Annotated in this window: 19 protein-coding genes; 6 read left to right on the plus strand and 13 right to left on the minus strand. The window is 70.1% G+C overall.

Translation table 11 applies throughout. From position 1 onward, the window contains the following. The 3 genes from zwf to pgl are packed head-to-tail and all read left to right on the plus strand — an operon-like array spanning position 1 to position 3,523. Positions 1-1,539 (plus strand): glucose-6-phosphate dehydrogenase, encoded by a 1,539-nt coding sequence (gene zwf, locus ACQEV2_RS09885; protein WP_433038723.1) that lies wholly within the window; start codon positions 1-3, stop codon positions 1,537-1,539. Further along, positions 1,536-2,741, plus strand: a complete 1,206-nt coding sequence (opcA, locus tag ACQEV2_RS09890) for a glucose-6-phosphate dehydrogenase assembly protein OpcA (RefSeq protein ID WP_433038725.1) — start codon at positions 1,536-1,538, stop codon at positions 2,739-2,741. Before zwf ends, opcA begins: the two co-directional genes overlap by 4 nt. Continuing rightward, positions 2,738-3,523: a 6-phosphogluconolactonase gene (gene pgl, locus ACQEV2_RS09895; protein WP_433038727.1), complete on the plus strand. Its 786-nt coding sequence runs from the start codon at positions 2,738-2,740 to the stop codon at positions 3,521-3,523. The genes opcA and pgl overlap by 4 nt, the downstream gene beginning before the upstream one ends. An 84-nt stretch (positions 3,524-3,607) precedes the next feature. On the opposite strand, the gene ACQEV2_RS09900 is transcribed toward pgl, so the two are convergent. From ACQEV2_RS09900 to ACQEV2_RS09920, 5 genes are all read right to left on the minus strand, one after another. Further along, a complete protein-coding gene (locus ACQEV2_RS09900) occupies positions 3,608-4,447 on the minus strand; it encodes a carbohydrate ABC transporter permease (RefSeq protein WP_433054318.1) in 840 nt (279 codons plus the stop codon). Between the two features lie 8 nt (positions 4,448-4,455). After that, positions 4,456-5,820, minus strand: coding sequence for a carbohydrate ABC transporter permease (locus ACQEV2_RS09905; RefSeq protein WP_433038729.1), 1,365 nt, complete (start codon positions 5,818-5,820; stop codon positions 4,456-4,458). Positions 5,821-5,826: 6 nt separating this feature from the next. Continuing rightward, positions 5,827-7,164 (minus strand): ABC transporter substrate-binding protein, encoded by a 1,338-nt coding sequence (locus ACQEV2_RS09910; protein WP_433038731.1) that lies wholly within the window; start codon positions 7,162-7,164, stop codon positions 5,827-5,829. Positions 7,165-7,203: 39 nt separating this feature from the next. Continuing rightward, a complete protein-coding gene (locus ACQEV2_RS09915; RefSeq protein ID WP_433038733.1) occupies positions 7,204-8,886 on the minus strand; it encodes a glycoside hydrolase family 13 protein in 1,683 nt (560 codons plus the stop codon). Between the two features lie 135 nt (positions 8,887-9,021). Continuing rightward, complete coding sequence (locus ACQEV2_RS09920; protein ID WP_433038735.1) at positions 9,022-10,290, minus strand: ABC transporter substrate-binding protein; 1,269 nt, start codon at positions 10,288-10,290, stop codon at positions 9,022-9,024. Between the two features lie 194 nt (positions 10,291-10,484). On the opposite strand from ACQEV2_RS09920, the gene ACQEV2_RS09925 reads away from it, so the two are divergent. From ACQEV2_RS09925 to ACQEV2_RS09935, 3 genes are all read left to right on the plus strand, one after another. Continuing rightward, a complete protein-coding gene (locus ACQEV2_RS09925) occupies positions 10,485-11,000 on the plus strand; it encodes a PadR family transcriptional regulator (RefSeq protein ID WP_433038737.1) in 516 nt (171 codons plus the stop codon). Between the two features lie 17 nt (positions 11,001-11,017). After that, on the plus strand, positions 11,018-11,800 hold the full coding sequence (locus tag ACQEV2_RS09930; protein WP_433054321.1) for an ABC transporter ATP-binding protein: 783 nt from the start codon (positions 11,018-11,020) through the stop codon (positions 11,798-11,800). A gap of 189 nt (positions 11,801-11,989) precedes the next feature. Beyond that, positions 11,990-14,464, plus strand: coding sequence for an ABC transporter permease (locus tag ACQEV2_RS09935; RefSeq protein WP_433038739.1), 2,475 nt, complete (start codon positions 11,990-11,992; stop codon positions 14,462-14,464). A 164-nt stretch (positions 14,465-14,628) separates the two neighbouring features. Here the strand turns inward: ACQEV2_RS09935 and pgi are convergent, their stop codons facing one another. The 8 genes from pgi to ACQEV2_RS09975 all read right to left on the minus strand — a co-directional run bounded on the left by pgi (position 14,629) and on the right by ACQEV2_RS09975 (position 24,974). Further along, positions 14,629-16,284 carry a glucose-6-phosphate isomerase gene (gene pgi / locus ACQEV2_RS09940; RefSeq protein ID WP_433038741.1) on the minus strand — a complete coding sequence of 552 codons (1,656 nt, stop codon included), beginning with the start codon at positions 16,282-16,284 and terminating at the stop codon, positions 14,629-14,631. A gap of 52 nt (positions 16,285-16,336) precedes the next feature. After that, a complete protein-coding gene (locus ACQEV2_RS09945; protein ID WP_433038743.1) occupies positions 16,337-17,605 on the minus strand; it encodes an MFS transporter in 1,269 nt (422 codons plus the stop codon). Positions 17,606-17,751: 146 nt separating this feature from the next. Then, positions 17,752-18,087 carry an RNA polymerase-binding protein RbpA gene (locus tag ACQEV2_RS09950; protein WP_003957010.1) on the minus strand — a complete coding sequence of 112 codons (336 nt, stop codon included), beginning with the start codon at positions 18,085-18,087 and terminating at the stop codon, positions 17,752-17,754. A gap of 201 nt (positions 18,088-18,288) precedes the next feature. Next, positions 18,289-18,519 carry a preprotein translocase subunit SecG gene (gene secG / locus ACQEV2_RS09955; RefSeq protein ID WP_062713769.1) on the minus strand — a complete coding sequence of 77 codons (231 nt, stop codon included), beginning with the start codon at positions 18,517-18,519 and terminating at the stop codon, positions 18,289-18,291. A 125-nt stretch (positions 18,520-18,644) separates the two neighbouring features. Next, positions 18,645-19,421 (minus strand): triose-phosphate isomerase, encoded by a 777-nt coding sequence (gene tpiA / locus ACQEV2_RS09960; protein ID WP_433038745.1) that lies wholly within the window; start codon positions 19,419-19,421, stop codon positions 18,645-18,647. Between the two features lie 6 nt (positions 19,422-19,427). Continuing rightward, on the minus strand, positions 19,428-20,639 hold the full coding sequence (locus ACQEV2_RS09965; protein ID WP_433038747.1) for a phosphoglycerate kinase: 1,212 nt from the start codon (positions 20,637-20,639) through the stop codon (positions 19,428-19,430). Positions 20,640-20,782: 143 nt separating this feature from the next. Further along, a complete protein-coding gene (gene gap, locus ACQEV2_RS09970) occupies positions 20,783-21,790 on the minus strand; it encodes a type I glyceraldehyde-3-phosphate dehydrogenase (RefSeq protein ID WP_126391134.1) in 1,008 nt (335 codons plus the stop codon). Positions 21,791-22,019: 229 nt separating this feature from the next. Further along, on the minus strand, positions 22,020-24,974 hold the full coding sequence (locus tag ACQEV2_RS09975; protein WP_433038750.1) for a M14 family zinc carboxypeptidase: 2,955 nt from the start codon (positions 24,972-24,974) through the stop codon (positions 22,020-22,022). Positions 24,975-25,032: the final 58 nt, after the last annotated feature.

A 25,032-nucleotide genomic window follows, 5' to 3' on the forward strand; every position in this document is an offset into this window, starting at 1 on the left:
TTGCCACCCTTCACCGTCACGGAAGCGAACCCGCTTCGTGACGCCGCCGACCGACGGCTCCCGCGTATCGCGGGGCCGTCGGGCCTGGTGATCTTCGGCGTTACGGGCGATTTGTCACGTAAAAAGCTGATGCCCGCCGTGTACGACCTCGCCAACCGGGGTCTGCTGCCGCCGGGCTTCTCGCTGGTCGGCTTCGCCCGCCGCGAGTGGGCCAACGAGGACTTCGCGCAGGAGGTCCACGACGCGGTCAAGGAGCACGCCCGGACCCCCTTCCGTGAGGAGGTCTGGCACCAGCTCATCCAGGGCATGCGCTTCGTGCAGGGCACCTTCGACGACGACGACGCCTTCGAGCGGCTGCGCGGCACCATCGAGGAACTGGACAAGGCACAGGGCACGGGCGGCAACTTCGCCTTCTACCTCTCGGTGCCGCCGCGCTCCTTCCCGGTGGTCATCCAGCAGCTGAAGAAGCACGGGCTGGCCGACCAGACCGGCGGCTCCTGGCGGCGCGCGGTGATCGAGAAGCCGTTCGGTCACGACCTGGCGTCGGCCGAGGAGCTCAACAAGGTCGTCCACGAGGTCTTCGCCCCGGACCAGGTCTTCCGCATCGACCACTACCTGGGCAAGGAGACCGTCCAGAACATCCTGGCGCTGCGCTTCGCCAACACGATGTTCGAGCCGATCTGGAATCGGTCCTTCGTGGACCATGTGCAGATCACCATGGCCGAGGACATCGGTATCGGCGGCCGCGCCGGCTACTACGACGGCATCGGCGCCGCCCGTGACGTCATCCAGAACCACCTGCTCCAGCTGATGGCCCTGACCGCCATGGAGGAGCCCGCCTCCTTCGACGCGGACGCGCTGGCCGCCGAGAAGACCAAGGTGCTCGGTGCCGTGCGGCTGCCGAAGGACCTGGGCCGGGACACGGTGTTCGCGCAGTACGCGGCCGGCTGGCAGGGCGGCGAGAAGGCGGTCGGGTACCTCCAGGAGGAGGGCATCGACGCCAAGTCGAAGACCGACACGTACGCCGCGATCAAGCTGGAGATCGACAACCGCCGCTGGGCGGGCGTCCCCTTCTATCTGCGCACCGGCAAGCGGCTCGGCCGCCGGGTCACCGAGATCGCGGTGGTCTTCCAGCGGGCGCCGCACTCCCCCTTCGACACGACGGCCACCGAGGAACTCGGGCAGAACGCGATCGTGATCCGCGTCCAGCCCGACGAGGGCGTCACGGTCCGCTTCGGTTCGAAGGTGCCCGGTACGTCGATGGAGATCCGGGACGTGTCGATGGACTTCGCCTACGGCGAGTCCTTCACCGAGACCAGCCCGGAGGCGTACGAGCGTCTGATCCTGGACGTCCTGCTCGGCGACGCCAACCTCTTCCCGCGCACCGAGGAGGTCGAGCTGTCCTGGAAGATCCTCGACCCGATCGAGGAGTACTGGGACAAGCACGGCAGGCCTGCCCAGTACCCGGCCGGTACGTGGGGTCCCGTCGAGGCGGACGAAATGCTCGAGCGAGACGGACGGAGCTGGCGCCGGCCATGAAGATAGACCTGACCGACACCACGGCCAGCAAGATCAACAAGGCGCTGGTGCAGGGCCGCCGGGCGATCGGCACGCCGGCCGTCGGCATGGTGCTCACGCTGGTCATCGTGACGGACGAGGAGAACGCGTACGACGCCCTGAAGGCCGCGAACGACGCCTCGCGCGAGCACCCTTCACGCACCCTGGTCGTCATCAAGCGCGTCTCCCGCTCGCCCCGCGACCGTACGCAGTCCCGGCTGGACGCCGAGGTGCGGGTGGGCGCGGACGCGGGCACGGGCGAGACGGTGGTGCTGCGGCTGTACGGCGAGGTTTCCGAACACGCGCAGTCCGTCGTCCTTCCCCTGCTGCTGCCGGATGCCCCCGTGGTGGTCTGGTGGCCGGTGAACGCGCCGCTCGACCCGGCGAACGACCCGCTGGGGGCACTGGCCCAGCGCCGGGTGACGGACACGTACGCCTCGGAGCAGCCGGTGCGGGAGCTGTCGGCGCGCGCCGACGCCTACACGCCGGGCGACACGGATCTGTCCTGGACCCGGATCACGCCGTGGCGGTCGATGCTGGCGGCGGCTCTGGACCAGGTGGTCTGCGAGGTGCGGGCCGTCGAGGTGGAGGGCGAGGAGTTCAACCCGAGCTGTGAGCTGCTGGCGATGTGGCTCGCGGACCGGCTGGACGTCCCCGTGAAGCGGTCGCTGTCGTCGGGCCCCGGTCTGACCGCGGTCCGCATGGCCACCGACTGCGGCCCGATCACGCTCGACCGTGCGGACGGCTCCCTGGCGACCCTCTCCATCCAGGGCCAGCCGGACCGTGCGGTGGCGCTGAAGCGGCGCGAGACGGCCGAGCTGATCGCCGAGGAACTGCGGCGGCTCGACCCGGACGACACGTATGCGTCGGCGCTGCGGTTCGGCGTGGAGCGGCTGAGCTCCGTTCCGGTTCCGGCGGTTCGGGGCGCCGAGGCCGCCGTGGCGAAGGCCGCGCAGGCCGTGGCCCTGGCCGAGGCCGCTGTGGCCAGGGCGGAGGAGCCGTCGGCCGAGGACTCACGGGCCGAAGAGTCACGGGCTGAGGAGTCACGGGCCGAAGAGTCGCAGGACAAGGGGGGATCGCCGGCCAAAGGAGCAGCGGTCGAGACTCCCGTCGAAGCCGCTGCGAAAGCACCCGCGAAGGAAGCGGCGGCGCTGGAACCGGTGAAGAAGGCGGCGGCGAAGTGAGTACGGCACCGCAGCTGGTCGTGCACCACGACAAGGAGCTGATGGCCCAGGCCGCGGCGGCCCGGCTGATCACGAAGATCGTGGACGCGCAGGCCTCCCGGGGCTCCGCGTCCGTGGTCCTCACGGGCGGCCGCAACGGCAACGGCCTGCTGGCCGCGCTGGCGGCCGCCCCCGCCCGGGACGCCATCGACTGGGCCCGGCTGGACCTCTGGTGGGGCGACGAGCGCTTCCTCCCCGAGGGCGACCCGGAGCGCAACGTCACACAGGCACGCGAGGCGCTGCTGGACGCGGTGCCGCTGGACCCGGAGCGGGTGCATGCGATGCCGGCGTCGGACGGCCCGTTCGGCACGGACGCGGATGCGGCGGCGGCCGCGTACGCGGAGGAACTGGCGAAGGCGGCGGGCCCGGAGAACCACGGCTCGGTTCCGACGTTCGACGTCCTGATGCTGGGCGTGGGCCCGGACACCCACGTGGCGTCGCTGTTCCCGGAGCACCCGGCGCTCTACGAGACGGAACGCACGGTCGTCGGCGTCCACGGCGCCCCGAAGCCGCCGCCGACCCGCGTGACCCTCACGCTCCCGGCGATCCGCTCGGCCCGCGAGGTGTGGCTCCTGGCGGCCGGCGAGGACAAGGCGCAGGCCGCGGCTATCGCGCTGTCGGGCGCGGGCGAGATCCAGGCACCGGCAGCGGGGGCGTACGGCCGTTCGAGGACCCTGTGGCTGCTGGACTCGGCGGCGGCATCGCAGCTGCCGAGGTCGCTGTATCCAACAGCGTCTCCGTGAACGCCTTTCGGGCCCTCGCTTCTCAGTGAAGTGAGGGCCCGAAGCACATGTGCCGCACAGCCGCGCCACGGCAAGGTGTCCGCGCTACTTCACGGACCCCGCCATCACCCCCTGCACGAAGTGCCGCTGAAACGCGAAGAACACGACCACCGGCACCACCAGCGACACGAACGCCCCCGGCGCCAGCACATCGATGTTGCTGCCGAACTGCCGTATCTGCGACTGGAGTTCCACGGTCAGCGGCTGGGAGGCGCTGTCGGCGAACAGCAGCGCCACCAGCATGTCGTTCCACACCCACAGGAACTGGAAGATGGCCAGTGAGGCGATCGCCGGCCGCCCCACCGGAAGCACCAGCCGTGTGAAGATCCGCCACTCGCTGCCCCCGTCCATCCGCGCCGCCTCCAGCATCTCCTTCGGCATCTCGGCGAAGTAGTTCCGCAGCAGGAACACGGCGAACGGCAGCCCGTACGCCACATGGAAGAGGACGACACCGGGAATCGTGCCGAACAGGCCCAGCTGGCCGAAGAGTTTGGCGACCGGCAGCAGCCCGATCTGCACGGGCACCACGAGCAGCGCCACCACGACCAGGAAGATCGCCTCCCGCCCGGGGAAGTCCAGCCACGCGAAGGCGTACCCGGCGAGCGCCGCGATGACCACCACCAGCAAGGTCGCCGGCACGGAGATCAGCACGGTGTTCCAGAAGGCCTGGGTGATCCCGGCGTTCTGAAGCAGCGCCGAGTAGTTGTCGAAGGACAGCTGGCCGGGGCTGGCGAACACCGTCCACCAGCCGCCCTTCGCCGTGTCCTCGGCGGACCGCAGTGACGACAGGAACAGCCCGGCCAGCGGCGTCAGCCACACCAGGCCGATCACCACCAGAAAGGCCTGCACCAGCCCGTTGCCCAGGCCGCGCCTGACCGTGTTCATGGCCGCGTTCATCGCTGACTCCCTCGGAAACGACGGACGTTGAAGACCATGGCCGGGATGACCAGCAGCAGAAGCAGTACGCCGAGCGCGCTGCCCAGGCCCTGGTTGTTGCCGCCGCCGAACGACACCAGCCACATCTGTGTGGCGAGCACGGTCGCGTCCTCCTGCACCGGCCCGGGCGCGATGATGTAGACGAGGTCGAAGACCTTCATCACGTTGATGACGAGGGTGACGAACACGACCGTGAGGACGGGCGCCAGCAGCGGCACCGTGATCCGCCGGAAGATCTGCCACTCGTTCGCGCCGTCCATCCGCGCCGCCTCCAGCGCGTCCCGGGGGAGGGCCGACAGGCCCGCGCCGATCAGGACCATCGCGAAGCCCGTCCAGATCCACAGGTACGCCCCGATGATCGCCGGCGTGACGAGCGTGGGACCGAGCCAGGAGATGCCCTCGTAGGGCGCGGCGAAGTTCGAGGCCGGCAGTTTGACCGTGTACGACCTGTCGTCCAGCCCTTCGAAGCGGAAGGAACCGTCGGACGCGGTAGTCGCCGAAGCGACCGTCTTCCCGGCCCGCACCGCCTCGACCTTCATCTCCGGCAGCCCGCTCTCGCGCCGGTCGACCTTGCCCTGCTCCCCTCCCCCGCCGGGAGTGAAATCGAGGTACACGACCCCGCGCAGCTCACCGGGGCCCGCCTTCCGCTCCGCTGCCGCATACGCCGGCCGAGCATCCCCGGGCAGGTCGGCGGGCAGGACGCCGACCAGGCCCAGCGTCACCGCCTCGCCCGCAGACGCGCTCGCGCTCGTGCGGTACGAGCCGTCCGCCCCCTTCGTCAGCCCCTGCCCGTCGCGCGCCCGGGCCGTCGGATACGTCGACGTGCCCGTGAAGGCGTCGTGCACGGACACGGCGGCGGCGTTCAGCACGCCCTTGTCGGGGTCCTCGTCGTACGCGAGCCGGAAGATGATGCCGGCCGCGAGGAAGGACACCGCCATCGGCATGAACAGCAGCAGTTTGAAGGCGGTCGCCCAGCGGATCTTCTCCACCAGCACGGCCAGGATCAGGCCGAGGCCGGTCAGCAGGGCCGGGGCCACGACGACCCAGATCGTGGTGTTGCGGATGGCCTTGAGGGTGGCCGGGTCGCGGAACATCTCGGCGTAGTTCTCGCCGCCGACGAAACGGGTGCCGGAGGCGTCGAAGAAGCTGCGTCCGACGGAGAACAGCACGGGGTAGACGACCAGCGCGCCCAGCAGGAGCAGCGCGGGGAAGACGAAGAGCAGGGCGATGATCCGGCCGCGCCGCCGGGTGCGGCGGCCCCGCGCCTTGCCGGCGCCCGTGGAGGGCGCCGGGCTCGTCTCTTTCACGAGTGTGGCGGTCATGACCGGTCAGCCCTGGCCCTGGTACGCCTTGGCCGCCGCGGCCTCCAGCTTCGCCGCGGTCCCCTTCGGGTCCGACGGGTCGCGCAGGAAGTCCTGCAGCAGCTTCCACTCGCCGGCGCCCTTGGTGCCGCCGAACGCCGCCGGGGCCTGGTCGGACATGTCGAAGCGGACCGAGTCCGAATCCCCGGCCGCGACGAGGGACTTGGCGGTCGCCCGGGTGACGTCGTCGCCGTACGACGCGAGGTCGACGTTCTTGTTCGGGGACAGGAAGCCACCCGCCTCGGCCCAGACCGCCGCGGCCTCCGGCGTCGCCAGGTACTCCAGGAGGGCCATGCCGGCCTTCTGGTTCTTGCCGTCCTTCAGGACGACGGCCGCGTCACCACCGCTGACCACCGGCGCCTCGCCACCGCCGACCGCCGGGAACGGGAAGAAGTTCGCGTCCTCGCCGATCGACTTGCCGAACTGGTCCTTGGCGACACCCGCGACGAAGTCGCCCTCGTAGACCATGCCCGCCTCGGGCTTCGGCCCGAACACCTTCTCGACCGAGCCCGGGAAGTCGGTGTTGAGGGCCTCCTTCTGGCCGCCCGCGATCAGCTGCTTGTCCTTGAACAGCTTGCCGAGGGTGCTGAGCGCCTCGACCACGGACGCGTCGGTCCACTTCAGCTTGTGCGCGGCGAGGGCGTCGTACTTCTCGGGTCCGGCCTGCGAGAGGTAGACGTTCTCGAACCAGTCGGTCAGCGTCCAGCCGTCCTGCCCGGCGACCGAGAACGCGGCGAGGCCCGAGTCGGAGACGGTCCGGCCGGCCTTCAGCATCTCGTCGTACGTCTTCGGCGCCTCGACGCCCGCCTGGGCGAGGGCTTCGGGGCTGTACCAGACGGTCGACTTGTGGGCGGCCTTGAAGTAGAGGCCGTAGAGGGTGCCGTCGACGCTGCCGTAGTTCTTCCAGACGGGTGCGAAGTTGGTGTCCACCGACTTCTGGGCCGCACCGGACAACGGCTTGAGCCAGCCCTTCTTCGCGAACTGCTGGAGCACGCCGAGCTGCGGGACCATCACCACGTCGGGGGCGTTGCCGCCCTCGATCTTGCTGCCGACGACGGTGGAGACATTGTCCCCGGTGGACACGAACTCGGTCTTGGCGCCGGTCTTCTCGCTGAACGCGTCCAGCACCTTCTGGAAGTTCTTCTGCTCGGTGCCGGTCCAGACTCCGGCCACGGTGACCGTCTGACCGCTGAGCGCCTTGTCGCCGCCGCCGGCGGAGACCGGTCCGCCGCCGCAGGCTGTCGCGCCGAGCGCCAGGACGAGGGCGGTGCAGCCGGTGAGCAGGGTGGTACGTCGTCGCATCATCGTTGATGTCCCTTCGAGGATGGGGAAACTGACGGAAAATCAGGCGGTGGTGAGCTCGGTCCCGTCGCTCATCCACCAGGCCGCGGTGGAACCGGGCAGCACCCCGGCCGGGCAGGGGCCGCTCGACAGCAGCGGGGTGCCGGAGACGGGCGCCGACGTGGGAGCCGTACCGAAGTTGACGGCGCAGACGAGGCCGTCACCGCGGACGAAGGCCAGGACGCCGGGCGGGCTGTCCAGCCAGCGCAGCGTGCCCTCGCCCAACTGGGGCAGTGCGGAGCGCAGTTGGAGGCCGTCGCGGTACAGGTGCCAGAAGGAGCGGGTGTCGGCCAGGGCCCGGTCGGTCGCGTACTCGGCGAAGTAGTCCGGCTGCGGCAGCCAGGGCTTGGCGCTCTCCACGCCGGAGGTGAAGCCGAACGGCGACGCCTGTCCCGACCACGGCAGCGGCACCCGGCAGCCGTCGCGGATGCGGGCGCGGCTTCCGGTGCGGCGGAAGATCGGGTCGGTGAGCACGTCGTCGGGCAGATCGACGACCTCGGGCAGGCCCAGCTCCTCGCCCTGGTAGATGTACGCGGCTCCGGGCAGCGCCAGCATCAGCAGCGCGGCGGCGCGGGCGCGGGCGGCGCCGAGGCCGCTGCCCTCGGTGGCGGGTTCGCCGTAGCGGGTGACGGTACGGACCTGGTCGTGGTTGTTGAGGACCCAGGTGACCGTGGAGCCCGTGCCGGCGATGTCCTGCATGGCCTCGGAGATGACCTTGCGGAAGGCGTCGGCCTCCCAGGGGGCGCTGAGCAGGTCGAAGAAGAAGGCCTGGTGCAGTTCGTCGGAGCGGACGTACAGGGCATGCTCACGCGCGGTCGGGACGGACACCTCGCCGACCAGGAGCCGCTCGCGGCCGTCGCGGGCGGTGTACTCCTCGCATATGGAACGCCACTGGCGCCACACCTCGTGCACCTCGGGCTGGTTCCAGGCGAGCGGGTTGACCGAGTCGCGGGTGCGGGCGTCGGCCTCGGGGTCGTCCGAGTCGGGCAGCTCCGGGTGCTTGTAGAGGCCGGCGGCGACGTCGATGCGGAAGCCGTCGATGCCGCGGTCCAGCCAGAAGCGGAGGATGCGGTCGAACTCGGCGCCGATCTCGGGGTTGCGCCAGTTCCAGTCGGGCTGCTCGGGCGCGAACATGTGCAGGTACCACTGGCCGGGCCGCCCGTCCGCCTCGGTCACCCGGCTCCAGGCCGGGCCGCCGAACATGGAGTGCCAGTTGTTGGGCGGCTCGGACCCGTCGGCGCCGCGGCCGTCGGCGAAGTGGAAGCGGGCACGGGCCGCGCTGCCGGGCTCGGCGGCCAGCGCCTGAGCGAACCACGGGTGCTCGCTGGAGCAGTGGTTCGGGACGATGTCGAGCAGCACCTTGATGCCGAGCTGCCGGGCTGTTGCGACCAGCAGATCGAACTCGGCGAGGTCGCCGAAGAGCGGGTCGACGTCGCAGTAGTCGGCCACGTCGTAGCCGTGGTCGTGCTGCGGCGAGGGATAGAAGGGGCTCAGCCAGATCCCGTCCACCCCGAGCTTCTTCAGATACGGCAGTCCGGCCCGGACCCCGGCGAGATCGCCGACCCCGTCGCCTGTGCTGTCGAGGAAGCTGCGGACGTACACCTGGTAGATCACCGCGTCGCGCCACCAGTGGTGCCTGTTCACCAACCCATTGACCTGTCTCTGTGAAGGGCAGCAGTTATGCATGCATGTTAAGTAGGCGTGTCGCGAGGGTGTCAATGAAAAGAGCACAAGCTACTGGGCAGTTGGCCAGGTAATTCCGGACATAAGGGGGCGAGAAGCGCCAAGATGAGATGTCCGCGTTACTTAACGAGTAACTACTCAGCGCGCGACGGCGTCGAGCTCCCGCGCCAGCCGGCGAACCGCCGCCTCGGGCGTGTCCCGCCCGGTCATCGCGTCATGCACGATCGCCTGCACCACCAGGCTCACCTGGTCGTAGCGCGGGCTCTTGGGGCGCGGCTGGGCCGTGCGCACGCTCTCGCGCAGGGTCGGCAGGTACGGGAACGCCCGCACCAGCTCCGGATCCCGGTACAGGTCGGCGCGTACGGGTGGCAGCGCGCCGCGCGTGAGGACCTGGCGCTGGACGCGCTCGCTGGTCAGGTACGCGATCAGACGGGCGGCCGAGTCGGGGTGCCGGGCGTGGGCGCTGACGGCCAGGTTGGAGCCGCCGAGGACACTCTTGCCCGGCCCGTCCCGACCCGGCAGCGGTACGGCGCCGATCTTCCCGGCGACCGGTGAGCCCTTGGCCGACGCGACGGCATAGGCGTACGGCCAGTTGCGGAGGAACAGCAGGCGGCCGTCCTGGAAGGCCTGCTTGGACTCCTCCTCCTTGTACGTCAGCGCCCGCTTCGGGATCCAGCCCTCCCGTACGCCGCGCGCGAGGAAGCCGATGCCCTCGCGGGCCGCCTTCGAGTTCACGGTGACACGCTCGCCCTCGTCGCCGAGGATCGAGCCGCCCGCCGAGTAGACGGCTTCGGCGGCATTGACGGTGAGCCCTTCGTACGGCAGGAACTGGCCGGCGTAGCCGTCGAGCCCGTACTTCGGCGCGATCGTCCTGGCGTCCCGCTCGAGTTCGGCCCAGGTGCGCGGCGGGTCGACGCCCTCCTTGGCCAGGATGTCCTTGCGATACAGGAGCAGCCCGGCATTCGTGACGTACGGGACGGCGTAGAGCCGGTCGTCGTAGGTCGCCGTGTCGACGACCGGCGTCAGGAAGCTGTCGAGGGGGAAGCGGTCGCGGGGCAGGGGCCGGATCCATCCCGCCGCGGCGAACTCCGAGGTCCAGCTGACGTCGATGTTGAGCACGTCGAAGCGGCCGCCGTCGCCGTCGCGCAGGTCGGTGATCATCTGCGCGCGGGTCTCGTCGGCGGAGTCCGGCAGCTCGACGAGGGTGACCTTCTCGCCGGGGTGGGTGCGGTTCCATCCCTCCAGGACGGAACCGAGATAGCCGGTGAGGTCTCCGGCGGTGGCGAGGGTCAGCGGCCCCCTGCCGCTCGCGGTGTTCTCGTCACCCCGGGCACCGGAGGCGACGTAACCCGCCAAGATCACAACGAGGACGAGGAGGCCCCTACCGGCGGCGTGTATCCACCGCATAGGTTCCTCCTTGCATACCGGCACCGGGCATCTTCGCTCGGATCCAGGGGCCATGTATACCTGTTAGGTATGCGCGATACTAGGGCCTGGCGGCAATCTACCGTCGTCCGCCCGAAGGGCGGGCAGGCGGGAGAGTGGCGCCAGGCCCTAGGGCCTTGCGGCACATTACCCAGGATGCGAGGAGGAGAGCGCGAGTGCGGCTGCCCCTCCTGGCCCTGCTGGCGCGCGGGTCGGCCCACGGGTACGAGCTCAAGCAGGACCTTGAGCAGATGCTGGGCTCCGCGTACCCTCAGCCGAACGTCGGCCAGATCTATGTGACCCTCGGCCGCCTCGAGAAGCAGGGACTGATCGAGGGCGAGGACGTCGAGCAGTCCAGCCGGCCCAACAAAAAGGTCTACCACCTCACCGATGCCGGGCGTGAGGCGCTGCGCGCCTGGTTCGAGGAGCCCGAGGACGAGCCGCGGGTACGGGACGAGTTCTTCATGAAGCTGGCCCTCGCCCCGCAGACCGGTCTCGCGGACCAGATCGCCCTCATCAACAAGCAGCGGCGCCAGTACCTGAACACCATGCGTCAACTGTCGAAGCTGGCCGCCGCCGAGGACCGGGACAACCGCATCGCCCATCTGCTGATAGAGGGCGCGATGCTGCATCTGCAGGCCGACCTCGACTGGCTGGAGCGGTGCCAGGAAGAGCTGGAGGAGCTGGAGTGAGCGACGATTCCACTCCTGTGCTGGGCGCCGACGGTGCCGCGGTGCCCGAGGACGGTCCCGGGAGCCCTGTGCTGCGCGCCGAGGGCCTGGTCAAGACGCATTACGGCGAGGGCGCTCCGGCGCATGCCGTGCGCGGGGTCGATCTCTCGGTGCGGCAGGGCGAGTTCGTGGCGATCACCGGCCCTTCCGGTGCCGGTAAGTCGACCTTGCTGCATCTCCTCGGGGGACTGCAGCGACCCGACAGCGGCAGCATCTGGCTGGACGGCGAGTGCGCGGACGCGTGGCGCGAGGCCCGCTGGGCGGTGGAGCGCAGGAAGCGCATCGGGATCGTCTTCCAGTTCTTCAACCTGGTCTCCGACCTCTCCGTCGCCGACAACGTCGAGCTGCCCGCCCTGCTGGCCGGCGTCCCGCCGAAGCGGGCCCGCGCCGAGCGGGCGGAGCTGCTGGCCGAGCTGGGCCTCGCGGGCAAGGAGCGGAGCATGCCCGGCGAGCTGTCCGGCGGCGAGCAGCAGCGGGTCGCGCTGGCCCGGGCCCTGGTCAACCGTCCGCCGCTGCTGCTGGCCGACGAGCCCGCGGGCAGCCTGGACAGCAAGGGCACCCGTGAGGTGATGCGGCTGCTGGCCCGGTTCCACCAGCGGGGCCAGACGATCGTCCTGGTCACCCATGACGCACGGCTGGCGAGCGCCGCGGACCGCGTGATCAGCTTCTTCGACGGCCGGATCGCGGACGACGCTGAACTGGACGGCACGCCCCCGTCCCGCCGCTCGGGCATATCCGGTGTGCTGGAACTCAAGGACTGACATGCGGGTGTACGACCGTCGGCCGACGAGCCGCTTGAACGCACACGAGTCCCGGAGCCAGGCCGGGGCGCGGGTGCTCGTGTCTACAGCGGGCGGGCGACGAGGGCGGGCCGAGCCGCGGGTTCCCGGGTCCGCAGGGCGCGAGGCGCGCCGTCCGCATTCCGCGCGCGAGCGGCGAGGCTGAGGCCCGTGCGAGCCACCCTGCGCTGGGCGCACTCCGATCTGCGTACGCACCGCGGCGAGGCGCTGTTCCTCGTCCTGGCCACGGCCGGGATCGTCGTGTCGCTGCTGCTGGCCACGGCGCTCTTCGGCTACGCCACCAATCCCTGGCAGCGCGTCTTCACCCAGGCGCACGGCGCGCACGTCTGGCTGCACACCGGCTCCGCGGCCGACACCGGCAAGCTGGCCGAGCTGGACGACGTCGTCGAGTCCGTCGCGGGCCCCTACCCCACCGCCTCCACGACCCTCTCCTCCCGCGGCACCCGTGCCTCCGTCGAACTGCGCGGCACGCCCGAGCGCCCCGCCGTCGACCGCCCGCTCCTCACCTCCGGGCACTGGCTGGACCCCGCGAACCCCGACGGCGTCGTCCTGGAGAGCCGCCTGGCCCGCGCCCTCCTGGCCGCCCCCGGCGACACCCTCACCCTGCCGGGCACCGGCCGGACCCTTACCGTCCTCGGCATCGCCGACAGCGCCGAGCCGCGCTACCGGCCCGGCGAGCAGCCGGGGCTCGTCTGGGCGCCGCCGTCCGCGGTGCGCAACCCGGGCGGCCAGGTGATCGGGCTGCGCCTGACGGATCCCGACGACACCGACTACGCCGTCCAGCGCGCCGTGACCGTGCTGGGCGCCGGCGCGGTCAGCGAGGTGTCCACCTGGAAGCAGGCGCGGGCCGAGGCGCAGGGCGACAACCGGCTGCTCGGGCAGGTGCTGGGGTTGTTCGGGCTGGGCGCGCTGGTCGCCGCCGGGCTCGCCGTGCACGGGGCGATCGGCACCCGTATCCGCGGCCATCTGCGGGACATCTCGGTGCTGAAGGCGATCGGCTTCACGCCGGGTCAGGTCGTACGCGTCTTCCTGCTGCAGCACCTCGCCTACGCGCTGCTGGGTGCCGTGGCCGCGGCGTCCCTCATCCAGGCCCTGGGCAGCCGTATCCCGGGGCGGCTCGGGGACGCGGTCGGGGTGTGGCAGGGGCTGCCCGGGCACACCGTGGCGCTGTTCACCGTGCCGGTGGGCGCGGTGCTTTTCATCGGCGCGACCACGGGGCTCGCGGCGTGGCGGGCGGGGCGCGTGCCTCCGGTACCGGTGCCGCGGCCTGCGGCACCGATGGGCGGTGGCCTGTCCGGTGTGACGGGCCGGGCCCTCGGAACACGCTCCGCGGCGGCTCCACCGACGGACGCAGGTCCATCCGGCCCGACCGGCCGGACCCTCGGATCACCATCCGTAGCGGCTCTGTCGGGCAGGCGCCTGACGAGCGCCGTCCGGCGCGTTCTGGGGCTGCGACCGGCGGTTCCACCGGCCGGGCGGTTGTCCGGTCTGTCCCGCCGCGCCCTCGGGCTGGGGCTGCCGCCCGCTCTGGTGCTGGGCTGGCACCGGGCGTTCTCGCGCCGCCTGCGGTCGCCGGCCACGGTCGCCCGGCTCGCGCTGCCGCTGCTGCTGATCGTGGTCGCGATGAGCGCGTGGACCACCATCGACCGCTTCGACAGCAGGCCGGACCGGATCGGCCTGCCGACCGCCCTCACCGCCCGTGCCGACTCCGGCCTCTCCGACCTGGACGCCCGCGCGCTGCTGGAACGCGATCCGCAGGTCGCCGCCGCCTACCCGGGCGTCGAGGTGGCCGCCCTGGTCCCCGGCCAGACCGCCACGATCGCCCTGCGCGGCCTCGGCACCCGCGCCGAGCCCTACCCGTACGCCCTCGCCGAGGGCCGTCCCGCTCGCGGGCGCGACGAGGCGGTGGCCGGGCAGGGGCTGCTCGATCTGCTGGACGTGCGGGTCGGCGACTGGGTGCGGATGACCGTGGGCGATCAGCCGCAGATCCTGCACATCGTGGGCCGCAGTATCGAGCCGGAGAACGCCGGCCGCGTCATCTCCACCTCCCTCGACACCCTCCGCGAGAACGACCCGGCCCTCGGCCCCACCCTCTACGAGCTGCGCCTCCGCCCGGGCGCGGACCCGCACGACGTCGCCGGCCGCCTGGCCGACGCCGGGCACGGACGCCTGGACGTCCACGCCGTACCCAACCCCGCCGAAGGGCTCTCACCCCTGCGTGGCGTGGTCGTGGGCCTGATCGCCGTCCTGGCCCTCATCGGCCTCATCGAACTGCTGACCGCGATCGGCGGCACCGTCCGCGAGGGCGAGCGCGACCTGCTGGCCCTCAAGGCCATGGGCCTGTCCCCACGGCAGATCACCGCGATCACCGTCACGTCCACGGCCTGCACCGCCCTGGCCGCGGTCGTCATCGGCACGGCCTTGGGCACGCCCCTCGCGCACTGGCTGATCGACGAACAGGGCAGATCGAGCGGCATCGGCGCCGGGATCGCCCAGGGTCCGTCCGCCGCGCTCCTGCTGCTGTTCTGCGCCGCGGCGGTCACGGGCGCAGCCGCGCTCGCCGCCGTCCCCGCCTCCCGCGCGGCACGCCGCCGCCTCGCGGACACCTTGAGCGCGGTCGCCTGAGGTCGGGTGCAGCGGCGCAGTCGTTGCACCCGACCAGGGGCGCGGTGCTGTGTCGATATGCGGCTCCGCCGCGTGGGCGCGACCGACCACATACAACCCGCAGCCGCCATCAAACAGAAGGCACCGAGCTCATAGGCGCCCCGCGCAACCCCCGGAGGGACCCGTCACTGCCGTCCGCGCAGCTCCCGGTACTTGGCGACGAGCGCCTTCGTCGACGCGTCCAGCCCCGGCACGTCCGCGCCCTCGGTCAGCGCGGGCTCGACACGCTTGGCGAGGACCTTGCCGAGCTCGACGCCCCATTGGTCGAAGGAGTCGATGTTCCACACCGCGCCCTGCACGAACACCTTGTGCTCGTACAGCGCGATCAGCTGCCCGAGCACCGACGGCGTCAGCTCACGCGCGAGGATCGTGGTCGTCGGGTGGTTGCCCTTGAACGTCTTGTGGGTCACCAGCTCCTCCGGCACCCCCTCCGCGCGCACCTCGTCCGGCGTCTTGCCGAACGCCAGCGCCTGCGTCTGCGCGAAGAAGTTCGCCATCAACAGGTCGTGCTGCGCCTTGAGTTCGTCGCTCATCTCGGCGACCGGCTCGGCGAAGCCGATGAAGTCCGCCGGGATCAGCTTGGTGCCCTGGTGGATCAACTGGTAGTAGGCGTGCTGCCCGTTGGTGCCCGGCGTGCCCCACACGATCGGCCCGGTCTGCCAGTCGACCTCCTGCCCGTCCCGGCCGACGTACTTGCCGTTGGACTCCATGTCCAACTGCTGCAGATACGCCGTGAACTTCGACAGATAGTGGCTGTACGGCAGCACCGCATGAGACTGGGCGTCGTGGAAGTTGCCATACCAGATGCCCAACAGACCAAGGAGCAACGGCACGTTGGCCTCGGCGGGCGCGGTGCGGAAGTGCTCGTCGACGAGCCGGAAGCCGTCGAGCATCTCCCGGAAGCGGTCCGGACCGATGGCGATCATGAGCGAGAGCCCGATGGCCGAGTCGTACGAGTACCGCCCGCCGACCCAGTCCCAGAACTCGAACATGTTCGCCGTGTCGATGCCGAAGTCGGCGACTTTCTCGGCGTTCGTCGACAGCGCGACGAAGTGCTTGGCGACGGCTTCCTGACCCGCCTTCAGCTCGCCCAGCAGCCAGTTGCGCGCCGACGTGGCGTTGGTGATCGTCTCGATCGTCGTGAACGTCTTGGACGCGATGATGAACAGCGTCTCCGCCGCGTCGAGGTCGCGGGTGGCCTCGTGCAGGTCGGCGCCGTCGACGTTCGACACGAAACGGACGGTGAGGTCGCGGTCGGTGAAGCTGCGCAGCACCTCGTACGCCATCGCAGGGCCCAGGTCGGAGCCGCCGATGCCGACGTTGACGACGTTCCTGATGCGCTTGCCGGTGTGGCCGGTCCAGGCGCCGGAGCGGACCCGCTCGGCGAAGTCGGCCATCTTGTCGAGGACGGCGTGCACAGCCGGCACGACGTTCTCCCCGTCGACCTCGATCACCGCGTCGCGCGGCGCGCGCAGCGCGGTGTGCAGCACGGCGCGGTCCTCGGTGGTGTTGATCTTCTCGCCGCGGAACATGGCGTCCCGCAACCCGAACACGTCCGTGGCGGCGGCCAGCTCGCGCAGCAGCCGCAGCGTCTCGTCGGTGACGAGGTGCTTGGAGTAGTCGATGTGCAGGTCGCCGACCTGCAGCGTGTACCCCGCACCGCGGCCCGGGTCGGCGGCGAACAGCTCCCGCAGCTGCACCTCGCCCAGCTCCTCGCGGTGCTTGGCCAGCGCGGTCCACTCGGGCGTCCGGTTCAGCCTGGTACGGCCGTCTGCGTTCATGTCCGACTTCAGCCTTCTTTCGTGCCTGTCCCAGCTGTTCCAACCTAATTGATCAGCGCGGCGCGTGAGCCGTCGTGGCGTCGTCGTCCGGCGCAACAACAGGTACGTCCGGCTTGCGCGCCGGTATCAACGCGGTGACGGCCAGCACGAAGAAGGCGGCCGTGAGCAGCGGCGGGGTGTTGAGCCCCCAGGCGGAAGCGACGGCACCGCCCAGCAGCGCGCCGAGCGGCACCCCAGCGAAGGCCAGGGTCCGGAAGGCCGAGGCCACCCGGCCCAGCAGCTCGGCGGGGCTGCGCTGCTGCATGAGCGTCGTCGTGTTGACGTTCCACACCATGCCCATGAGCCCGAAGACGACCAGGGCGGCCAGCAGCACGGCCAGGCTGCGCACGGTGCCCATGACGACGAGGGCCGCGGTCTGCACCGTGCCGGCGAGCAGCACCGCCGGCATCCGGCCCAGACGGTTCACGATCCGTCCGTTCACCACTCCCCCGGCCAGGCCGCCGACGGTGAACGCGGCACCCGCCGCCGCATACCCCGCCGCACCGGCGTCCAGCCATCCCGTCACCAGGACGACCAGCGTGGCGAGCTGAGCGCCCATGCCTATGTTGCACAGTGCGGTGGCGGCGCACAGGCCTCGCAGGGCCCGGTCGTGCCACAGGGTGCGCAGTCCGTCCGCGATCTCCCGGCGCAGGGTGCTGCCGGCCGGGGCCGGCTTCCGCTCGGGTGCCTCGGTCCGCAGCGAGGCCACGAGTACGGCCGCCACCAGGAAAGTGCCGGCGTCGGCCGCGAAGGGAACGGCGGCTCCCCCTGCCAGCAGCACCGGCACCACCGGCCCGCCGACCAACCCACCGGCGATGCGCTGACCTGTCATGAGGCGGGCGTTCGCACTGCCGAGGGCCTCTCGGTCCACCAGGGCGGGGAGCAGTGCCGTGGAGGCGTTGTCGAACAGCGTCTGGAGCGCGGTCAGGGTGAAGGCCAGCGCGATGAGCAGGCCGATCGAGGCGTGACCGAGCGCCACGGCCATCGCGAAAGCACCGACCAGCAGGCCTCGTAACGCGTCGACCATCCACATCGCGCACCGCTGGTCCACCCGGTCGGCGACAGCGCCGCCGAGCAACCCGAAGAGAATCCACGGCAGATAGCCGCAGGAGGTGACGGCGGCGATCACCAGTGGCCGGTCCGTCAGTGTCACGGCGAGGAGCGGCAGGGCAGCAGTGCGCAGGGAGTCACCGAAGCTGGAGAGCACGGCGGCGCTCCACAGCCGTCCGAACCCCCCGCGCCACGCGGGCGCACGCAGGTCCGCCGCTTCAGCCGTCGCCACAACTCCCCCTCACGGTCCATCGATGCACACCATCGATGAACAAACCGTAGAGGGCACCACTGACAATCGGTCCGCGAGCGGATCGGCGCCGGTGCGTGGAGCTGGTCCGGCCGGACATCCTGGGATGCCGGGCCGGTCCTCAACTTCTAGATTTCGCCTCGCAGTTTGGCGAGCGCCTCGGCGAGGATCGCCTCGCCGTCGGCGTCACTGCGCCGTTCCCGTACATACGCCAGGTGCGTCTTGTAGGGCTCGGTGCGCGGCGGGTCCGGCGGGTTGTCCCGGTCCTGTCCTGCGGGAAAGCCGCAGCGCGGGCAGTCCCAGGTGTCGGGTACCTGCGCGTCGCTGGCGAAGCTCGGCTGCGTCTCGTGCCCGTTGGAGCACCAGAAGGAGATGCGCAGCCGCGGCGCGGACTCGCCGCGCTCGGCCTCGCCCATCGGCCCCGCCCCGACCCGGCTTCCTCGGATCGCGTTGCCACTTGCCACGGTCGTAACTCCCTGCGTGATGGTGCCGCGAAGCGAGTCGGCGTTTCGCTTCGCTGCGAGCGCCTCAGTCTACGTAAGGCCCAACGCGCGTCCAGTGATTGGAGTTACAGATCCCCCACACCAAGACGCAAGCCCCATGATAGGCCGCGCTCAGCTGCGCGTACCGAACATGGGGCCTTACGTACGGAATGTGCGTGCCGGTCAGTTGTTCACCTTCATCAGGATGCCCAACACGACAATGCACGCGAACCAGAGCAGACCGACCACGATGGTGATCCGGTCGAGGTTGCGCTCGGCGACCGAGGAGCCGCCGACGGACGACTGCATACCGCCACCGAACATGTCGGAGAGGCCGCCGCCCTTCCCCTTGTGCATCAGCACCAGCAGCATCATCAGCAGGCTGAAGACGATCAGGGCGATGGAGAACCCCAGAACCACGGCTGGACCAACTTCCTCGGATTCGGATAACGACGGGGCCGAAGCCTTTCTTGAAGCTTCAGGCTCCAAATAACAGCTTCGGCCCCGCAAGGGTACGACGAATCGCCGTTAGCGCATACTCACTGGTCGCGGAACCGCACGATCTTGACGAACTCGTCGGCGTCCAGCGAGGCGCCGCCGACCAGGGCGCCGTCGATGTCGGCCTGAGCCATGATCTCGGCGACGTTGCCGGACTTCACGGAGCCGCCGTACTGGATGCGGACCTTGTCGGCCAGCTCCTGCGAGTACAGCTCGGCGATCTTGCCGCGGATGGCGGCGCAGACCTCCTGGGCGTCCTCGGCGCCGCAGACCTTGCCGGTGCCGATGGCCCAGACGGGCTCGTAGGCGATCACGATGGACTCGGCCTGCTCGGCAGGGAGGTCCTTCAGACCGCCCTCGACCTGGGCGAGCGTGTGCGGGACGGCGTTGCCGGCCTCGCGGACGTCCAGCTCCTCGCCGACGCACATGATCGGGGTGAGGCCGTGCTTGTAGGCGGCCTTGACCTTGGCGTTGACGATCTCGTCGGTCTCGGCGTGGTACTGGCGGCGCTCGGAGTGGCCGATCGCCACGTACGTGCACTTCAGCTTGGCCAGCATCGGGCCGGAGATCTCGCCGGTGTAGGCGCCGGAGTCGTGCGCCGAGATGTCCTGGGCGCCGTACTTGATCCGGAGCTTGTCGCCGTCGACCAGGGTCTGCACGGAGCGCAGGTCGGTGAAGGGCGGCAGGACGGCGACCTCGACGGCCTCGTAATCCTTGTCCGCGAGGGCGAAGGCGAGCTTCTGGACGTGGGCGATGGCCTCGAGGTGGTTGAGGTTCATCTTCCAGTTGCCCGCCATCAGCGGCGTGCGCGTGCTCATAAAAGGTCAGTCCTCCAGTGCGGCGAGGCCGGGGAGCGTCTTGCCCTCGAGGTATTCGAGGGAGGCGCCGCCACCGGTCGAGATGTGGCCGAATGCGTTCTCGTCGAAGCCCAGGGTGCGCACGGCCGCGGCGGAGTCGCCGCCGCCGACCACGGTGAAGCCCTTGGAGTCGACGAGGGCCTGGGCGACCGCCTTGGTGCCCTCGGCGTAGTCGGGGTGCTCGAAGACGCCCATGGGGCCGTTCCAGAAGACGGTGGCGGCGTCGGCGAGCTTCGAGGCGTACAGCTTGCGGGTCTCCGGACCGATGTCCAGACCCTCCTGGTCGGCGGGGATGGCGTCCGCGGCGACGGTCGTGGGGTTGGCCGGGGCCTTGGTCTTCAGGTCCGGGAACTCGGTGGAGACCAGGACGTCGACGGGCAGGACCAGCTCGACGCCGGTCTTCTCCGCGCGCTCGATGTACTCCTGAACGGCCGGGATCTGGTCCTCCTGGAGGAGGGAGATGCCGACCTCGTAGCCCTTGGCCTTGAGGAAGGTGTAGGCCATGCCGCCGCCGATGAGCAGGCGGTCGGCCTTGCCGAGCAGCTGGTCGATGACGGCGAGCTTGTCGGAGACCTTGGCGCCGCCGAGCGCGACGACGTACGGCCGCTTGACGTCCTCGGTGAGCTTCTTCAGGACGCCGACCTCGGTGGCGATGAGGTGGCCGGCGTAGTGCGGCAGGCGGGCCGGGAGGTCGTACACCGAGGCGTGCCCCCGGTGCACCGCGCCGAAGCCGTCACCGACGTAGACGTCGGCGAGGGCGGCGAGCTGGTCGGCGAAGGCGGCGCGCTCGGCGTCGTCCTTGCTGGTCTCGCCCGCGTTGAAGCGGAGGTTCTCGACGACGGCGACCTGGCCGTCGGTGAGGCCGGCGACCGTGGCCCGGGCGGAGTCGCCGACCGTGTCGGTCGCGAACGCCACGTCGGCGCCGAGGAGTTCACCGAGGCGGGCGGCGGCGGGAGCGAGGGAGAAGGCCGGGTCCGGGGCGCCCTTGGGGCGGCCCAGGTGCGAGGCGACGACCACGCGGGCGCCCGCCTCGGTGAGGGCCTTGACGGTGGGCAGGACGGCGCGGATACGGCCGTCGTCGGTGATGGTGGTGCCGTCCAGCGGCACGTTCAGGTCGGCGCGGACGAAGACCCGCTTGCCGGCGACGCCTTCGGAGAGAAGTTCGTCGATCGTCTTCATGTAGGGGACTCCTGAGAAGGGCTCGTGATCGCTCGGAAGCGCTCGTGATCCAACAGCTCTGTTCTGCACGTGAGTCAGGGCTCGGGCGACGCGTCCCTGCGCCGCCCGAGCCCTGACTCACATCAAGGTGCCTGCTCTGGATATCAGAGCTGGTTGCCGACGAAGACCGTGAGGTCGACGAGGCGGTTGGAGTAGCCCCACTCGTTGTCGTACCAGCCGATGACCTTCACGTTCTTGCCCTCCTGGACCATGGTCAGGGAGGAGTCGAAGGTGCAGGACGCCGGGGCGTTGACGATGTCGGAGGAGACGATCGGGTCCTCGGTGTACTCGAGGATGCCCTTCAGCTCGCCCTCGGCTGCCTTCTGGAAGGCGGCGTTGATCTCTTCCTTGGTGACCTCGCGGCCGAGCTCCAGGACGAGGTCGGTGACCGAGCCGGTCGGGACCGGGACGCGCATCGCGATGCCGTCCAGCTTGCCCTTGAGCTGCGGGAGGACCAGCGCGGTGGCCTTGGCGGCACCCGTGGTGGTCGGGATGATGTTCTCGGCGGCGGCACGGGCGCGGCGCAGGTCCTTGTGCGGGAAGTCCAGGATGCGCTGGTCGTTCGTGTACGCGTGCACCGTGGTCATCAGACCCTTGACGATGCCGAAGTTCTCGTCGAGGACCTTCGCCATCGGCGCCACACAGTTGGTGGTGCAGGAGGCGTTGGAGATGACGTGGTGGTTCGCCGGGTCGTACTTGTCGTTGTTGACGCCCATCACGATGGTGATGTCCTCGCCGGAGGCCGGAGCCGAGATGAGGACCTTCTTGGCGCCGCCGGCGATGTGCTTCTCGGCGTCGGCCTTCTTCGTGAAGATGCCGGTCGACTCGATGACGATGTCGACGCCCAGCTCGCCCCACGGGATGTCTGCGGGGTTGCGCTCCGACAGGACCTTGATGGTCTTGCCGTCGACCGTGATGGTGTCGGCGGTGTGGGTGACCTCCTGCTTGAGGCGGCCCAGAATCGTGTCGTACTTCAGCAGGTGAGCGGTGGTCGCAGTGTCACCCAGGTCGTTGACAGCCACGATCTCGATGTCAGCACCCTGCTCCAGCAGCGCGCGGAAGTAGTTGCGACCGATACGACCGAAGCCGTTGATGCCTACGCGGATCGTCACGAACCGATCTCCTCGTTGGTACGCCGGCCATGCGGTGCCGGCGAGCTCTATTTGGGATGTCCCCGACCGCCTACGACCCTACCTCTCTGAGGCCGCCGTGGTGACATCCAGATGCCTCATACACGGCACGGCGGTCCGTACCCGTCAGTAGGGGTACGGACCGCCTCGCCCGAAAGCCCGGATCACTCGATTTGGTCACTCTGCGTCGCGCACAGTTGACCTCGGCGTGTCACTCGTCAAGTGAGTCGAGGGCCTTTCCGATGAGCGCCTTGCGGTCGGCGGCCGCGGAGACGTGCTCCAGGCCGAAGCCCAGCAGCACGGTGTCGTCCGTGGTGACCGCTCCATAGGTCTGGAACAGCGCTCCGGTGCGCGTCCAGTCCTTGAGTGCGGCCGGGCTGCCCGCGGGCGGTCCGGTCACCTTCCAGGCGCCGAGCGACGTCTCGAAGCCCTCGGTCTCGGTCGCCGTACCGCCGACGACGAGCGAGGTCTCGTCGGCGAGGACGCCGTGCCCGCCGAAGGACGGGTCGCTGACATAGCTAATCGAGAGCTCGACCGACTTGCCGGCGTACGCGCTCAGGTCGAAGCTGAGCTGCTTCCAGCCCTCGGAAGCACCGGTGAGGGCGTTCCACGAGCCGCTGCTGCCGGTCGCGGTGCAGCCGCTGCTGGCCACGCTGAGGTAGTGGGCCAGCCACGGGTGCTCGGCCACGTAGAACCCGGCCTCGCAGTCCGCCGGCACGGTGGTGCTGGTGGCACCGCCCGCCTCGGGGAGCGTCGTCCAGTCCTCCGCCCCGGTGGTGTGGGCCTCGACCAGGACGTTGTCGTAGCCGGGCTCGACGTCCCACAGCAGCTGGGTGCGCAGCGCCGGCTTGTCCGCCGCGTTCACTCCGGTGAGGTCGACGGTCCTGGTCAGCCGCTTGTAAGCGTCGTCGGTGTGCACGGCGGCCGCCATGGAGGAGCCCGCGTAGGGCCCGTACGGGTTGACGGTCCCGGCGAACTGGCCCGCGCCCGCGCTGGCGAACTGCGGGTACGTGGCGGCGGGCAGCTCGTCCGAGGTGACGGCGTAGGTACCGGCCTTGTCGAGCGGATTGCCGGTGGCGTCGCCGAGCGCTCCGGTGAAGCCGCCGAGCTTGCCGGAGCCGGTGAAGCCGGTGGCCCCCGGGGTCGACGTACGGGAGTAGGCACCCAGGTAGTACTGGCTGAAGTCGTTCGACAGGGTGCCACCGCCGAGATCGACGGCGCCGCCGGCCTGCTCGCCCGCCTCCATCAGCTTGCCGCCCTCGTTGAGGAAGGCGCGCAGCTGGAGCTGGGTGGCGTTGCCCGGGACGTTCGCGCCGGTGTAGTGGACGACGGTGTCGAAGTGGCTCAGCACACCGAGCGCGTCGGGCGCGCCCTGCGTGGCGACGTCCCAGACGACCGCCTTGCGGCCGTTGGCCTTCAGCGCGTCGACGTACTTCTGCGCGTGCGTGGCGGTGGCGCCTTCCTCGGCGACCACGAGGACGTCCGCGCGCGGCCGCTGCGCCACCGTGTACGTGAAGTGCTCGCTGGAGACCTTCTTTCCGCTCCTGGTCTCACCGGTGAACCACACCTCGACCTTGTCGCCCGGGTCACCGTCGGCGACCTTGGCCCGGTACTCGTCGAAGTAGAGGTTGTCCTCACCGCCGTACGTCTCGCCGCCCTTCCAGGGCCTGAGCGCCATGTCCTCCGTACGGCCGCCGTTGACGCGGTACTTGAGCTCCTTGTCGCGCACGGACTTCCGTGCGACGACCGAGACTTCCTGGTCGGCGCCGCGGGAGTACGACGTGGTGAACGGCGCCGGCGTGAAGTCGGCGGCGCTCAGGCCGACCGATGACTTCGGCTGGTCGGGCTTGGCGGCGGACTCGGCGACGGAGAGCGCGAACGGGACGTTCTTGGCGAACTCGTCCTGGATCAGCTTCTCGTCGTCCGGGAAGTTGAAGACCGACTGGCAGTCCCGCGCGTTCCACTGGTCGTTCGGGTCGATGTTCGACGCGGTCTGGCAGGTCGACATCTCGGGCGTGAACATCGCTGTGCCGTTGACGTTCGAGGCGTGGCCGTCGGTCTCGCCGTTGGTGGTGTACAGCTCCGAGGAGACCTGCGGGTGATAGCCGGGGACGGCGGGGTTCTCCGGCGTGCCGGCGAGCGCCTTGTAGAGGACGTCGTCCGGGCTGTCGGTGGCCACCTGCCAGCCGACACCGTAGAGGATGAGTTCGGCCGCGGAGTGGTAGTTGATGCCGTAGTCGAAGCCGATCCGCTTCTGGAAGGCGTCCATCGCCCGCGTCTCCGGCTCGGATGCCGGGGACGCGCCGCGGTAGGTCTCGCTGGTGGGGTTGGGGGACGAACCCTCGTCGTCGTAGCCCCACTTGTAGGGGAAGTTGCGGTTGAGGTCGACGCCGTCGCCGGTGCTGATGGCACCGTCGCCGTTGATGTCCCGCAGGTTCTTGCGCCACAGGCGGGTCGTGGAGTCCTTGAAGGTGTGGTCGTAGCCGTCGGGGTTGGCCGAGATGACGAACCACAGCTCGGTCGAGTCGACAATCTTCTTGACGCGCTTGTCGGTCTTGTAGTTGTCCAGGTAGTAGTGCATCAGGCGCCGGGTCATCTCCGGCGTGATCCACTCGCGCGCGTGCTGGTTGGAGACGTAGAGGACGGACGGCTTGGCGCCGTCCTTCGTCTTCTTGGCGTTCTTGGTGAGCTTGACCGCCAGGATGTCCTGGCCGTTGATGGTCTTGCCGATGGAGACGACCTTGGTGAGGCCGGGGTTCTCCTGCCCCGTCCGGACGATCTCCTCCTTGAGGCCCCCGCTTCCGCTGTACGGGCGGTACACGCCCTCGGCGGCCTTCTCGGTACGGGCCTCGGCCTTGGCGGAGAGGTCGTGCTCGGTGAGCTCGACGCCCTGCTTCTCGAGTTTCTTGGCCTGGTCGTCGGTGAGGTAGACCTCGACGGTGGCCGTGCCCTTCTCGGGCGCCTGCTCACTGAGTTCGTGGCCGTCCTGGCCGGCCGCGAGCAGCAGGGGTATCTGCTTCTTGGTGACCTCGGCGCGGAAGACCTTGACCTCGTTCGGGTCTGTCTCCTGTGAACTGCCCGGTTGTGCCTGGGCGATGGGTGCGATGCTCGCTCCGCCTATCAGGAGCGCACCGGCAGCGAGGATCGATCTCGCTCTGGGTCTCATGAACCCCCCTAGCAGTGTTTCGCCACAGTGACGAATGACTGCCAGGCTCATGCCACTT

Origin of the sequence: Streptomyces sp. CA-251387 (genome assembly GCF_050936625.1) — a bacterium.
Taxonomy (GTDB): Bacteria; Actinomycetota; Actinomycetes; order Streptomycetales; family Streptomycetaceae; genus Streptomyces.

Excerpts from the sequence above, each read along its gene's own strand:
- ACQEV2_RS09900 (WP_433054318.1), bottom strand. The coding sequence starts at position 4,447 with ATGAACACGGTCAGGCGCGGCCTGGGCAACGGGCTGGTGCAGGCCTTT.
- ACQEV2_RS09910 (WP_433038731.1), bottom strand. The coding sequence starts at position 7,164 with ATGATGCGACGACGTACCACCCTGCTCACCGGCTGCACCGCCCTCGTC.
- ACQEV2_RS09975 (WP_433038750.1), bottom strand. The coding sequence starts at position 24,974 with ATGAGACCCAGAGCGAGATCGATCCTCGCTGCCGGTGCGCTCCTGATA.
- ACQEV2_RS09905 (WP_433038729.1), bottom strand. The coding sequence starts at position 5,820 with ATGACCGCCACACTCGTGAAAGAGACGAGCCCGGCGCCCTCCACGGGC.
- ACQEV2_RS09920 (WP_433038735.1), bottom strand. The coding sequence starts at position 10,290 with ATGCGGTGGATACACGCCGCCGGTAGGGGCCTCCTCGTCCTCGTTGTG.
- pgi (WP_433038741.1), bottom strand. The coding sequence starts at position 16,284 with ATGAACGCAGACGGCCGTACCAGGCTGAACCGGACGCCCGAGTGGACC.
- ACQEV2_RS09915 (WP_433038733.1), bottom strand. The coding sequence starts at position 8,886 with ATGCATAACTGCTGCCCTTCACAGAGACAGGTCAATGGGTTGGTGAAC.
- opcA (WP_433038725.1), top strand. The coding sequence starts at position 1,536 with ATGAAGATAGACCTGACCGACACCACGGCCAGCAAGATCAACAAGGCG.
- ACQEV2_RS09965 (WP_433038747.1), bottom strand. The coding sequence starts at position 20,639 with ATGAAGACGATCGACGAACTTCTCTCCGAAGGCGTCGCCGGCAAGCGG.
- tpiA (WP_433038745.1), bottom strand. The coding sequence starts at position 19,421 with ATGAGCACGCGCACGCCGCTGATGGCGGGCAACTGGAAGATGAACCTC.